At 65.1% G+C, this 13,783-nt stretch carries 9 protein-coding genes; 4 read left to right on the plus strand and 5 right to left on the minus strand.

The window, feature by feature from the left end; all coding sequences use genetic code 11:
* Positions 1–194: 194 nt before the first annotated feature.
* Positions 195–1,601 carry a glycosyl hydrolase family 65 protein gene (locus tag MRBLAR12_RS05835; RefSeq protein WP_364744413.1) on the plus strand — a complete coding sequence of 469 codons (1,407 nt, stop codon included), beginning with the start codon at positions 195–197 and terminating at the stop codon, positions 1,599–1,601.
* Here the strand turns inward: MRBLAR12_RS05835 and MRBLAR12_RS05840 are convergent.
* Complete coding sequence (locus tag MRBLAR12_RS05840) at positions 1,569–4,214, minus strand: cation-translocating P-type ATPase (RefSeq protein ID WP_229992103.1); 2,646 nt, start codon at positions 4,212–4,214, stop codon at positions 1,569–1,571. The genes MRBLAR12_RS05835 and MRBLAR12_RS05840 overlap by 33 nt on opposite strands.
* 134 nt (positions 4,215–4,348) lie before the next feature.
* On the minus strand, positions 4,349–4,819 hold the full coding sequence (locus tag MRBLAR12_RS05845; RefSeq protein WP_229992102.1) for a pyridoxamine 5'-phosphate oxidase family protein: 471 nt from the start codon (positions 4,817–4,819) through the stop codon (positions 4,349–4,351).
* Positions 4,820–5,067: 248 nt separating this feature from the next.
* Here MRBLAR12_RS05845 and ppsA point away from each other — a divergent pair, with 248 nt between their 5' ends.
* Positions 5,068–7,449: a phosphoenolpyruvate synthase gene (ppsA, locus tag MRBLAR12_RS05850; RefSeq protein WP_229992101.1), complete on the plus strand. Its 2,382-nt coding sequence runs from the start codon at positions 5,068–5,070 to the stop codon at positions 7,447–7,449.
* Positions 7,450–7,467: 18 nt separating this feature from the next.
* On the opposite strand, the gene MRBLAR12_RS05855 is transcribed toward ppsA, so the two are convergent.
* The 3 genes from MRBLAR12_RS05855 to MRBLAR12_RS05865 all read right to left on the minus strand — a co-directional run bounded on the left by MRBLAR12_RS05855 (position 7,468) and on the right by MRBLAR12_RS05865 (position 9,324).
* Complete coding sequence (locus MRBLAR12_RS05855) at positions 7,468–7,920, minus strand: universal stress protein (RefSeq protein WP_229992100.1); 453 nt, start codon at positions 7,918–7,920, stop codon at positions 7,468–7,470.
* Positions 7,921–8,160: 240 nt separating this feature from the next.
* Positions 8,161–8,898, minus strand: a complete 738-nt coding sequence (locus tag MRBLAR12_RS05860; RefSeq protein WP_364744300.1) for a VOC family protein — start codon at positions 8,896–8,898, stop codon at positions 8,161–8,163.
* A gap of 45 nt (positions 8,899–8,943) precedes the next feature.
* On the minus strand, positions 8,944–9,324 hold the full coding sequence (locus MRBLAR12_RS05865) for a VOC family protein (protein ID WP_364744303.1): 381 nt from the start codon (positions 9,322–9,324) through the stop codon (positions 8,944–8,946).
* A 207-nt stretch (positions 9,325–9,531) separates the two neighbouring features.
* On the opposite strand from MRBLAR12_RS05865, the gene MRBLAR12_RS05870 reads away from it, so the two are divergent.
* Complete coding sequence (locus tag MRBLAR12_RS05870) at positions 9,532–11,274, plus strand: ABC transporter ATP-binding protein (protein WP_364744305.1); 1,743 nt, start codon at positions 9,532–9,534, stop codon at positions 11,272–11,274.
* Positions 11,271–13,298 (plus strand): ABC transporter ATP-binding protein, encoded by a 2,028-nt coding sequence (locus MRBLAR12_RS05875; RefSeq protein WP_290369303.1) that lies wholly within the window; start codon positions 11,271–11,273, stop codon positions 13,296–13,298. Before MRBLAR12_RS05870 ends, MRBLAR12_RS05875 begins: the two co-directional genes overlap by 4 nt.
* Positions 13,299–13,783 lie beyond the last annotated feature (485 nt).

A 13,783-nucleotide genomic window follows, 5' to 3' on the forward strand; every position in this document is an offset into this window, starting at 1 on the left:
CCCCTTGGAGGGGCCCTGGATGTCTTGGCCCGGGCACCGGCTGGCTTCGACCAGATCCTGGCGGCACATGAGTCTGCCTGGCAGCGTTTGCTGGCCGCCTTTGCTTTGGAACTGAACACCGACCGGCAAACACAGCTGATCCTGAACCTTCATGTATTCATGTCCTCCAGACCCTCACGCCGCATGCGGCCGAGCTGGATGCCGGCGTTCCTGCCCGGGGGCTGCATGGAGAAGGGTATCGCGGCCACGTGTTCTGGGATGAGTTGTTCGTCCTGCCCGTGCTCACATCCCGGCTGCCTGCCACCGCCAAGTCCTTGCTCGACTACCGCTGGCGGAGGCTGGACGCGGCGCGCGATGCCGCACGGAAGGCAGGGCTGCGGGGAGCGATGTACCCCTGGCAGAGCGGGAGCAACGGGCGGGAGGAAACCCCGCATTGGAAATTCAACCCTCGACTCAATGACTGGGTGGAGGATTATTCCAGCCTTCAACGCCATTCGGGCCTGGCGATTGCCTATAACACCTGGCAGTACTTCGAGGCCACCGGAGACCGGGCTTGGTTGACCGAGCGGGGGGCTGACATCCTGGTCGAAGTCGCGCGTCTGTTCGCTTCAATGGCCATGCATGATGCCGAGGCAGACCGGTTCCACATCATGGGCGTGATGGGACCGGACGAATACCACACCGGCTACCCCGACCGGCCGGGGGAAGGGGTCAATGACAACGCCTATACCAACGTGATGGCCGCCTGGATCTGCGGGAGGGCGCTCCACCTCTTGAGGGGTGCGCTGCAGCCCCACGAGCAAGAGGACCTGGCATCGCGGCTGGACGTCGCGCCGGAGGAACTGAACCTTTGGGAACACATAAGCCACCGCATGTATGTCCCGTTCCACGGGGCCGGAATCATCAGCCAATTTGAGGGATACAGCGGCCTCAAAGAACTCGACTGGGAACACTACCGCCACCTCTACGGCAATATCGAACGCCTCGATCTGATCCTCGAAGCAGAACACCAAACACCCAACGACTACATGCTGGCCAAGCAGGCCGACGCCCTGATGCTGCTCTACCTGCTCGGGGAGCAGCAGCTGACCGATTTTCTCGGAACTCTCGGCTACTGCGTAGACTCAACCATGCTGGCCAGGACTGTTGACTTCTACCTCGCCCGAACGGCCCATGGATCGACCCTGAGCCGCATGGTCCATGCCTCCGTCCTGGCCGCCATGGACCCGGAACGGGCATGGAGTACCTTCCGTGAAGCGCTCGACGCCGATCTCGACGACACGCAGGGCGGCACAACCCGTGCCGGAATCCACCTCGGCGCCATGGCGGGCAGCATCGACACCGTGCAACGAAGCTTCGCCGGGCTCCGGATGGAACAGGACGAACTGGTCTTTGATCCCCGGCTGCCCGCGGGTTTGCGCAGACTGGGCTTCATCGTCCGGTACCGGGACCAGCCGCTGGAGGTGGTCTTGGACCACAAACGGCTGACGGTGGCCGCCGCCGCAGGCGCCGGACATCCCGTAAGGGTGCGTCTGGGCCCTGACACCGTCAGGTTGCATGCCGGGAAGTCACACAGCTTCCATCTTGGACCTCCGCGCTAAGTGATTCCCGTGACGCAGCCTCTTGTACAGGTAGTCGGCGGCCAGCACCGCCGGGACGGCAAGCAATGCCATTGCCCATCCCTGCGGGGGCGGAGGGGCCTGGCCCAGCAATGCTGCGACCGGTTCCACGCCGAGAAAAACTCCCAACGCCGCGAGTTCAAACAGGACGGACCACAGAAGCAGGCGGTTAGTGAACCAGCCCAACTGCCACGGCGGCCGGGTGGAGCTGCGGCAGGCGTAGGCGTTTGCCATCTGCCCCAGCACCACGGCGGCGAAGGCTGCACCGGAAGCCGAAAGCAGCACGCTAGCGGAAGGAGGCGCACCGCCAAAGCTCCATCCGCCTTCCCTCAGCACGACGACAAAAGCCATCATCTCCACGAGCGCCTCGACGGGCCCGAGCAGGGCGAAGACGCGGACCAGTAAGTCTCTGTCCATCAGGTGACGGCGCTCGGGCGGACGCTTCATGAGGCCTTTGCTCGGTGGTTCCGCTCCCAGCGCCAGCGCCGGCAGCAAGTCTGTGCCGATGTCCAGGAACAGGATCTGCAGCACGCCAAGGGCAAGCGGAAAGGCGCCCCCTGAGAAGGCCCAGATCACGAACGGTGTCAGCTCAGCCACGTTGTCGGTTAGGTGGTAGGTGAGGAACCGGCGGATATTGGCATACGTGGCGCGACCCTGCTCGATGGCGGCCACTATTGTGGCGAAGTCATCGTCCAGCAGGACCAGGTCTGCCGCTTCCCTTGCCACGTCGGTGCCGGCAACTCCCATGGCGATGCCCACGTCCGCTTCCTGCAGCGCTGGCCCATCGTTCACCCCGTCCCCGGTCATCGCCACAACATGCCCGCGTCCCTGCAACGCCCTGGCGACCCGCAGTTTCTGTTCAGGGGACACCCGGCTGATGACGACGCCATCATGATCCAGCATCGCGCCGAGGACCTCTTGGTCCTCGGGCAGTTCAGCGCCTTCCAACACCCGCTCATCGCCCAGCATCAAGCCGACCTCACGGGCGATTGCCGCCGCCGTCGTCGGGTGGTCCCCTGTGACCATGGCAACCTTGACGCCAGCTTCCCGGGCTGTTCGCAGGGCCTGCGCGACAGCGGGTCGGGGTGGATCATGAAGCCCGATGAGACCCAGAAGTGTCAGCCCGGACTCCACCGAATCAGCTGTCAGGGAGCCCTCCGCCAGCTCATTGAGCTCGGCTGGCGTCAGGGAGCGCTCGGCAACGGCCAGCAGACGCAGCCCCTGGCTGGCCATCCGCAGTATTTGCTGATCCACGTCAGCGGTGCCGGAGGAGAGGTGCGGGCGGTCGCGGTCGGCTGGCACACAAAGGGGGAGGACTGCTTCCGGCGCCCCCTTCATCGATAGCGTGGTCCCCACGATCACCGATTCACGCCGCCGCCCCGGGCTGAATCCGAACCGGATCGCAGACTCCCGGTCCGGCCAGCCGGCAGGGTTGACCAGCCGTTGCAGGAGCGCGGCCAGTGCCGCCTCCATGGGGTCGCCTTCCGGATACCACTCACCGTCGCGCAGAGTGATCGTTCCCCTTGATGCCAAGGCCGCAGCTGCGCTGACCCTGCCCGCCCGGGCGATAGCCTGTTCACTGCCCGCTACGGAGGCGATCGGTTCGTACCCTTTTCCAGCCACGGTCACGGTACCCTCCGGCGTCCACACCTGCACGGCGCTCATCCGGTTCTGAGTCAGTGTGCCGGTCTTGTCCGTGCAGATGAAAGTTGTCGAGCCAAGGGTCTCGACTGCCTGCAGATGCCTAACGAGCGCCTTCCTGTGGGCCATCCTCTGGGCCCCCATCGCCAACGACAGAGTTACCGTGGGCAGTAGCCCTTCGGGGATCAGGGCTACCGAGACTCCGATCGCGAAGAGGAATCCGCTGTGCCAAGAGACACCTATGGCTGCAGATATCAGGAAGAACAGCAGCCCCACGCCCAGGGCCACGACGGCGATGGTCCGGACGATTCGCCTCAGCTCCATCGTCAGTGGACTTGGCGGCGGCTGAACCGTTGCGGTGAGCGCGGTGATTTCCGCGAGCCGGGTCCGCCGTCCGGTTGCCGTAACGATGCCCTCGGCCTCTCCGTTGGTCAGGAAGGTCCCTCCGATTCCGGCGTCCATCGGCTGCTTGGTGACGGCATCACTTTCCCCGGTCAGCATCGACTCATCAACGGTGCAGCTGTCCGTGAATCCGAACTGAAGGTCCGCCGGTATGCGGTCGCCTGCGGAGAGAATGACGACGTCCCCGGGCACGAGGTCTGCTGCGTCCAGGCTGACCGAACGGCCGTCCCGGCGGACCCGGACCTGCGATGGCAGCAGGGCACGTAACTTGGCGGCGGCATGTTCGGCGCGTTCTTCCTGCACGTAGGAAAACAGGCCGTTAATGAGGACCACGGCTACGACGGCCACTCCGAGCTGTGGCATGCCGGCGATGAAGGCCATCGCGGCGGCAACCCACAGAAGCGCGGCGAAGAAGTGAGTGAATTCCCTCAGGAAGCGGCCCCAGGCCGGGGCGGACGCGACTTCCGGTATGCGGTTGGGGCCATGCCGGGCGAGCAGGGACTGCGCCTCCCGGGCGGACAGGCCCGTCGCATGTGGCAAGTTCCCGATCATTACCGGTCCTGCCAGCGGGCGCCCCCAGGCAACGCTGGGACAGCACCCCCTACCCGCCAAGCACGCATGGTTCCCCCTTTCATGGGGCAACGCGGCTCTGCCGGGGGCTTACTCCGGCCGGGTGCAGATTTCCGTCATTCCAACCCGGCGCGGGTGGCATCGTCCAGCGGGCCCGACCAGGTCAGCGGCCGGGCGATCTGGAAGCGCCTGCCGCTCACGCTGCCCGGGACAATCCGTACGAAGTGATCCTTGTTTCCGGTCTCCCACGGAAAGAGGAGCGGCCCAATCGTGTCCAAAACCTCTTGCGTGCTTTCGAGGGCTGTGGCTTGGCCCTTCACCACAACGCTCCACGCGACGCCGGCATCCGCATCGACGCCGTCGGCTTCTATGGCAACCGGGGTTCCCGCCAGGGCAGCGGAGAGTTTTGTCCCCCCACCCGTACGAAAGACCAGAGTTCCGTGTTCGACTTTGTAGTTGACGGGGAAAATGTCCGGGTGGTCATTCACCCAAACAGCGAGGCGACCCACCGAAACACTGCCCAACAGCCGCCAGCACTCTTGCGTTGCGAGGACATCTGCCACCGGTAATGATGCATCGTTCAACATGGCGCCGACCTTACGCCGTCGCCCGGTGGCCAAACAGGGCCCAAGGACCCTCGAAGCCAGCAGCGCCGGCAGGCGGCCAAGCTTGATCCCTATCCGGACTCGATACGCCGATTCACCGCACCAAGGTCATTGGGCTCTAGGTTCATCCCGGAGGGAGGCGAACGATGGTTGCACGGGCGAGGGGTTGCTGAATGCCGGGCGCCCGGGCAACGCTTGCTGGCAAGAACCATGATGGGCGGAACTTTCAAATGTTGGAACGGCATGTGGTCTGGTTTGAGGACGTCGGCATGGGTGACGTTCCGGAAGTCGGCGGGAAGAACGCGTCACTGGGCGAGATGACCCGGTCACTCATGACCAGCGGCGTGCGCGTCCCTGCCGGTTTTGCTACAACGGCCGCCGCGTACCGGGCGTTCGTGGAGGCGAATGGCATCGATTCGGCGCTTCACCAAAGACTCCAGCTGTTTCGCGCCGGTGAAGCATCGCTCCGCGACACAGGGGAGGCGCTCAGGTCCTTGGTCCTCAACAGCTCATTCCCGGACGACATTGCCGAAGCGATCGTGAACCATTACCGGTCACTGGCTAAACGGTCCGGACTCGATGATCCAGCCGTGGCCGTTCGTAGTAGTGCCACGGCAGAAGACTTGCCGGACGCCAGTTTCGCGGGCCAACAGGAGAGCTTCCTCAACGTTGCGGGGGAGGCGGAACTGCTCGACGCGTGTCGCCGCTGTTACGCGTCGCTGTTCACCGACAGAGCCATCAGTTATCGGGAACTGAAGAATTTCGATCACTTGAGCGTGGCCCTGTCCATTGGCGTGCAACTGATGGTGCGATCTGACGTGGGTGCCTCGGGAGTCATGTTCTCCATCGACACGGAGTCCGGCTTTCCGCGGGCGGCCGTGATCAGCGCGGCGTGGGGCCTGGGCGAAACCGTGGTCCAGGGAAGCGTCGACCCCGACAAATACGTGGTCTTCAAGCCCCTTCTCGCCGAACCGGCCATTGTCCCGATTATTGAAAAAATCCTCGGAACCAAGGCACAGAAATCGGTGTACGGGCAGAATGCGAACGGCCGCACGCGGATTGTCGATACGTCCGAGGAGGAAAGGCAGGCGTTCGTCCTCGCCGACGCCGAGATCGTCTTGCTTGCGCGCTGGGCACTGCTCGTCGAAAACCACTACGCCTGTCCGATGGATATGGAATGGGCCAAGGACGGCTTAACGGGGGAAATCTATATGGTCCAGGCACGCCCCGAAACTGTGCAGGCGCGAAAGAGCGGCACCCGGTTTACGGTTCACCGTCTTCTGCAGCAGGGCAACATACTCCTGACGGGGTCGGCCGTCGGCGATTCGATTACGCGCGGTGAGGTTTGTGTGATCCGGAATCCGGCGGACATCGAGAACTTCCGTGACGGAGCCCTGCTCGTCACGGAGATGACCGACCCCGACTGGGTGCCGGTGATGAAGCGGGCTGCCGGCATCATCACCGATCACGGCGGCCCGACCAGTCATGCCGCAATTGTGAGCAGGGAACTGGGGGTGCCGGCCGTTGTCGGCACCGGCAAGGCAACGGCGGTCCTCACGGAGGGTCAGACAGTGACTCTTTCCTGCGCCGAGGGTAACGAAGGGCGCGTCTACGAGGGCGCCCTGGCATTTGATTCTGTCGACGTCGACCTGGGGGACGTGCCCCGGACGAGGACCTCCATGATGGTCAACGTCGCCAGCCCGGCGGCAGCTTTCCGTTGGTGGCGTCTGCCGGCAGAAGGTGTGGGCCTGGCACGTATGGAATTCATCATCGCCAGCCTGATCAGGATTCACCCAATGGCCCTCGTCCACCCCGAGCGCGTGCGGGACCCCGAGGTGACCCGGCAGATCCAGGAAATCACCAAAGACCACAGCAATCCGCAGGAGTATTTCGTGGAGACTTTGGCTCTCGGCATCGCGAAGATAGCCGCTGCCTACTATCCAGGGCCGGTGATTGTCCGGTTGAGTGATTTTAAGTCCAACGAGTACGCCCACCTGATCGGCGGCGAGTACTTCGAACGGCCGGAGGAAAACCCGATGCTAGGCTTCCGGGGCGCCTCCCGCTACTACCATGACCGCTACAAAGACGGCTTCTCGCTGGAATGTAAGGCCCTGAAACGCGTGCGGGAAACTATTGGCTTCACCAACGTGATTATCATGGTGCCGTTCTGCCGCACACCCGCTGAAGCGGACCTCGTTCTGCAGACCATGGCAGCCAATGGTCTAAGGCGGGGAGACAACGGCCTGCAAATCTACATGATGTGCGAGATCCCCTCCAACGTCATTCTGGCCGAGGACTTCGCCCGGCGGTTCGACGGGTTCTCCATCGGTTCCAACGATCTGACTCAACTCATCCTGGGTGTTGACCGGGACGCGGAGGACCTGGCCGGGCTCTTCGACGAACGCAACGAAGCGGTCACCTCAATGATCAGTGACGTAATCCGAAAAGCTCATGCGGCCGGCATCAAGATCGGTATCTGCGGGCAAGGTCCCAGCGACCACCCCGATTTTGCAGCCTTCCTCGTTCGCGAAGGCATAGACTCACTGTCCCTCAATCCCGATAGCTTCCTGCACACACTTCACATCGTTGCCCAAGCAGAATCCCAGACGTAACCGGACGGTCGCCCCAGTTCAGCGCTCTCCGGACTCTTGGCCTACGACAACGACCGGGCAAAAGGCGTGCGCGGCACAGGCGCTACTCACGGAGCCGATGACCTGGTTTAAGAAGCCGCCGTGGCCCCGGCGGCCCACGATCAGGAGTTGCGCATCCTTGCTCTCCTCGACCAAAACCTTCGCTGGTGTTCCAAACTTCACCGTCGTGGAGAGCCTTGGTGGACGATCCTGACCGAATGCGGTGTCAATGGCCTGATCCACCAGGCGTGCAGCGACCTCTTCCAGCTGAGTAGCCACTTCATCACTGACACGCGAGAGATGGGCCGGGAGGTAATAATCGGACAGACCAACGCAGGTTATGACCTCAAGGGGTGCGCCCAACGCCGCGGCAAAGCGCCCGGCAAGCCGCAAGGGCGCCGGCGAGTATTCAGAGCCGTCGATACCGACAACGATGCGTTCCGTGGATTCCATGGAAACACCGTGGACCCGGTATCCGTGCGGGTCTAGGGTCGAAGGTCATCGCGAGTCCACCCCGGTTCACTCAGGTCGCGAGTGGTCGGGGCGGAGGCCGGGCCGGGTCAACTGCCCGGCCCGGTGGACGGGCGCGTGAACGCGGTCCAGGGCGCTGCGACAAGCTCGCCATCACCTACCCCGCCGTCTACATCCTCCGCGTCTGCACCGCCTGGACTCGTGCAGGAACCAGGCTCCGCGTCACCGCGGGGCGAGGACGCAGAACTCGTTGCCCTCTGAGTCGGCGAGGCACACCCATGGCACATCGCCCTGGCCGACGTCGGCGTCAGTGGCGCCCAGCGCCCGCAGCCGGGCCACCTCTGCCGCTTGATCATCACCGGGGTACGGCATCAGGTCGAGATGGACACGGCCATTCACGGTCTTCCCGGCGGGCGTGCGCAGGAACTCCAGATACGGCCCGACACCCTTGGCTGAACGCAGCCTCGCATGATCGTCGGTCACTTCGTGCAGGGTCCAGTCCATCGCCTCGCCCCAGAACCGGGCCATGGCCCGCGGATCCGCGCAGCTGACCACCACCGCGGCGATCGGCCCCGTGTCCCGGTAGATCGATCGGGGCTCCAGCACGCGGAACAGGTTGCCCTCCGGGTCGGCCAGAACCGCCCATGGCACATCACCCTGGCCCACGTCGGCGGGCGTCGCACCGAGCTCCAACAGGTGCGCGACCAGCTCGGCCTGATGGGCCGCAGAGGTGGTGGTGAGATCGAGGTGCGCGCGGTACCTCACCGTCTCGGGGTCCGGGACGGTGACAACGTCGACGCAGACGGCGGCCGGGTCCGGCCAGTCGAAGCCCACGGGTTCAACATTGGTCACGCCGGGTCCTTCGCTGGAAACACCCCAGCCGAGCGCCTCCGCCCAAAACCGGCCGAGTGCCGAGTCATCGCGGGCCTTGAAATTCACCTGAACAAGTCGCAGCGCCATACCGCCCGATCCTATACAGGTAACACCCGATATGGGAGGCGCACCCTAGGGGGTCGCGGGTGAATTGGCCGTCCCGGCGGTGTCCACCACGCAGAACCTGTTGCCTTCCGGATCGGCAAGTATCACGTAGTCGGCGTCCGCCGGCCGCTGGCTCCATTCGACCCGGGTGGCGCCCAGGGCCAGCAGGCGCTGCACTTCGGCGTCCTGGGTGTCCGTGTACAGGTCCAGATGCAGGCGCGGGGGAACCTGGACGGCCGCGGGGACCCGGTCCAGGGAGATGCACGTGCCCACGCCGCCCGGCGGCTGCAGGATCACGAAGTCGCCGTCGGGCGCGTACCGCGGCTCATAGCCCAGGGCAGCCTGCCAGAAACTCATCTGGCGTTCCAGGTTGTCCACCCGGATCACGATCGAGCCAATGCTCAGCATCCGCCTCAAGCTACACCCGGGCCACCGGCCCGGCAAGCCAGCACTGTCCGGCAAGCCAGCACTGCCCGGCAAGACAGCCCGTCCGGCAAGCAAAAACATAACCGCAGGCCCACCCGCGATTCGCCCTGAGAGGAACCCAGCTATCTCCGGGTAGCCGGACGTAGACTGACCCACACAAGTGCCCGTGACGCGTGAAGTGGAGACCGGATGCTCTGGAAACTGCTCGTCGAATACCTGCGGCCGCAGCGGCGGCTGCTGTTCGCCGTCGTCGTCTTCCAGCTGGCGGCGTCCATTGCCTCGCTGTACCTGCCCACCCTGAATGCGGACATCATCGATCAGGGCGTGGCGACGGGGAACACGGAGTACATCCTGCGCATCGGCGGCCTCATGCTCCTGGTTACCCTGCTGCAGATCGTCTGCACGGTTGTGGCCGTGTATTTCGGGGCGAAGGCCGCGATGGCGATGGGCCGGGACGTCCGCGGGGCAATCTTCACCCGGGTGGCCGAATTTTCCGAGCAGGAAGTCACCCGGTTCGGCCCACCCAGCCTGATCACCCGCTCCACCAACGATGTCCAGCAGGTCCAGCAGCTGGTCCTGATGTCTGCAACGCTCATGGTCACGGCACCCATGCTCTGCATCGGCGGGGTGATCATGGCCATCCGGCAGGACCTGCAGCTGTCCTGGCTGATCGCGGTCAGCGTGCCCGTGCTCCTGATTGCGGTGGGGTCGATCATTATCCGGATGGTGCCGCTGTTCCGGCTCATGCAGACCCGGATCGACACCGTCAACCGGGTGCTGCGCGAACAGCTCACCGGCATCCGTGTGGTGCGGGCCTTCGTCCGGGAGGACGTGGAAACCGCACGCTTTGCCCGCGCCAACGAGGACGTCACGGACACCGCGCTGCGCGCCGGCCGGCTCATGGCGCTCGCGTTCCCCACCGTGATGCTGGTGCTCAACGTCTCCAGCGCCGCCGTGATCTGGTTCGGCGCGTTCCGGATCGAGGACGGGTCCATGCAGGTGGGCACACTCATCGCGTTCCTGAGCTACCTCATGCAGATCCTGATGTCCGTCATGATGGCCACGTTCATGGCGATCATGATCCCGCGCGCGGCGGTGTCGGGGGACCGGATCGGCGAGGTGCTCGGGACCGAGTCCAGCGTCCGGCCGCCGTTGCGTCCGGTTTCGCGCGCGGCCGGGCGGGCGGCGCGCGGTGAGCTGGAAATGCGCGACGTCGGGTTCGCCTACCCGGGGGCCGAGCAGCCGGTGCTCTCGGACGTGAGCTTCACCGCCCGCGCGGGGCAGACGACGGCGATCATCGGCAGCACCGGTTCCGGCAAGACCACCCTGGTGAACCTGATGCCGCGGCTGTTCGACGCGACGTCCGGCTCGGTGCGGATCGACGGTGTGGACGTGCGCGAGCTCCACCCGGACCTGCTGTGGGGGCACATCGGACTGGTCCCGCAGAAGCCCTTCCTGTTCTCCGGCACGGTGCGCAGCAACCTGCTCTACGGCAAACCCGACGCCACCGAGGGCGAGCTCTGGCGGGCCCTGAGCATTGCGCAGGCGCAGGACTTTGTGGAGGAGCTCGAAGGCGGACTGGACGCGCCGATCTCACAGGGCGGCACCAACGTCTCCGGCGGCCAGCGGCAGCGGCTCGCGATCGCCCGGGCGCTCGTGAAACGGCCCGAGCTCTACATTTTTGACGACTCGTTCTCCTCGCTGGACACGGCCACGGACGCCCGGCTGCGGCAGGCGCTCAAGCAGCACACTGCCGGGGCCACGCTGGTGATCATCGCCCAGCGGGTCTCGAGCATTGTGGACGCGGACCAGATCCTGGTGCTGGACCGCGGCAGGATCGTCGCGCACGGTTCGCATGAGGAGCTGCTGGAGACGTCCGAGACGTACCAAGAGATTGTGAACTCCCAGCTCGCGGCGGAGGAGGCGGCATGAGCCGCACCGACAAGGCGCCGACGCCGGTCCCCGCCGCCGCCCCCGGGGTTTCCGGGGCGCCCGCCGCGCAGGCCCCGCTGCGGATTCCCCGCCCCGCGGGTGGGCCCGGCCGCGGCGGACCGTTTGCCGGGATGAACATCCCGGCGGAGAAGGCCATGAACTTCGGGCCGTCCGCCCGGCGGCTGCTGGGGGAGCTGAGACCCGAACGGCTGTGGCTGACGCTGGTCCTGCTGCTCGCCGTCGTGAGCGTGACGTTCTCGGTGATCGGGCCCCGGCTGCTGGGCGAAGGCACCAACCTGATCTTCGCCGGCGTCGTGTCCAAGCAGCTGCCCGCCGGGGAGACCCAGGCCCAGGTGATCGCGCAGCTGCGCGCCGCGGGGGAGACCCAGCAGGCGGACATGCTCAGCGCCATGACGCTGACGCCCGGCGCCGGGATCGACTTCGCCGCGCTGGCCACCGTGCTGCTGTGGGCGGTTGCCCTGTACGTGCTGGCCTCGGCGTTCGGCTGGCTGCAGGCGTATATCCTCAACGGCGTCGTGCAGCGCACAGTCTTCCGGCTGCGCGAACGGATCGAGGCGAAGATCAACGGGCTGCCGCTGCGCTACTTCGACTCGATCCAGCGCGGCGAGCTGCTCAGCCGGGTGACCAACGACGTCGACAACATCTCCCAAAGCCTCCAGCAGTCCATCAGCCAGGCCGTGACCTCGGTGCTGACCGTGGTGGGGGTGCTTGTGATGATGATCCTGCTCTCGCCCACGCTGGCGCTGATCGCGCTGGTGACCATTCCGCTGACCCTGGTGACGACGGCGGTGATCGCCAAACGCTCCCAGAAGCTGTTCGTGTCGCAGTGGAAACACACCGGCGAGCTGAACGGGCAGATCGAGGAGACCTACACCGGGCACGCGCTGGTGAAGGTCTTCGGCCGGCAGCGCGAAGTGGAGGAGCGGTTCCGGCAGAAGAACGTGGAGCTGTACCAGGCGAGCTTCGGCGCGCAGTTCATTTCCGGGCTGATCATGCCGGCCATGACGTTCATCGGGAACCTGGTCTACGTGGGGATCGCCGTGGTGGGCGGCCTGCAGGTGGCCTCGGGGGCGATGCAGCTGGGCGACGTGCAGGCGTTCATCCAGTACTCCCGGCAGTTCACCCAGCCGCTGGCCCAGCTGGGCTCCATGGCGAACCTGCTGCAGTCCGGCGTGGCCTCGGCCGAGCGGGTGTTTGAGCTGTTGGACACCGAGGAACAGTCGGCGGATCCTTATCCGTCGGTGGCGCCTAACGGGGGCCGCGGCCGGCTGGTGTTCGAGGACGTCTCCTTCTCCTACTCCCCGGACAAGCCGCTGATCACTTCCCTGAGCCTGGTCGCGGAGCCGGGGCAGACGGTGGCCATCGTGGGGCACACCGGCGCGGGCAAGACCACCCTGGTGAACCTGATGATGCGTTTCTACGAACTCGACGCCGGGCGGATCACGCTCGACGGCGTGGACGTCACCGCGATGACCCGCGACGAGCTGCGCTCGCGGATGGGCATGGTGCTGCAGGACACCTGGCTGTTCGGCGGGACCATCCGGGACAACATCGCCTACGGCCGGCCTGGTGCTTCGGAGGACGAGATCCTGGAGGCGGCGCGGGCGACCTATGTGGACCGGTTCGTCCGGTCCCTGCCGGAGGGCTACGACACCGTGCTCGACGACGAGGGCTCCAACGTCTCCGCCGGCGAGAAACAGCTGCTCACGATTGCCCGGGCGTTCCTAGCCCGGCCGTCCGTGCTGATCCTGGACGAGGCGACTTCTTCAGTGGATACGCGGACCGAGGTCCTGGTGCAGAAGGCGATGAGTGCTTTGAGATCCGACCGGACTTCGTTTGTCATTGCCCACCGGCTCTCCACCATCCGCGACGCCGACCTCATCCTGGTGATGGAGTCCGGGCAGATCGTGGAGCAGGGCTCGCACGCTCAATTGTTGGCTGCGGGCGGGGCGTACGCGGCGCTGTACGCGGCGCAGTTCGCGGCTCCTGTGGCCGAGGTTTAGGGCGCAGAACATTTCTTCTGTCGGCCTCGAGACGGGTAGTTCGTCTCTGCGCGGATCGACTTTACGTAAGATCCGCTATCGGTGGGATGAATGTGAGTACTGGAGTAGGGGGCGAGGTCATGCTTTCTCACCTCCGGTGGTCGAGGAAACAAGACCCCGCCGGCTCTCCCTTGGGGCAAGAACCGGCGGGATCACGCGTGAATCAAGGACTAGGGCGTGTCTCCTTATTGTCGTAGCCAGATGACGACGGCGTAGAGGACGACGCCTGCACGCGGCCTACTGCCTGACCGACTACCTCGCGCGGTCGGAAGAGCACCAGACGGCGGTCCATGCGTCGGGGCCCGAGGCTTCGAACTAGCGCTTCCCCGCCTTAAATCCGGCAAGAGCCGCGACGACTGCATCACCGTCAACCCCTTGACGGTGTGATCTGCGTCGCGTAAATTGTTCAACAAGTTCGGATTGTTCAACAATCCAACAATTGATCG

The organism is Arthrobacter sp. LAR12-1-1.1 (assembly GCF_040676555.1).
Taxonomy (GTDB): Bacteria; Actinomycetota; Actinomycetes; order Actinomycetales; family Micrococcaceae; genus Arthrobacter.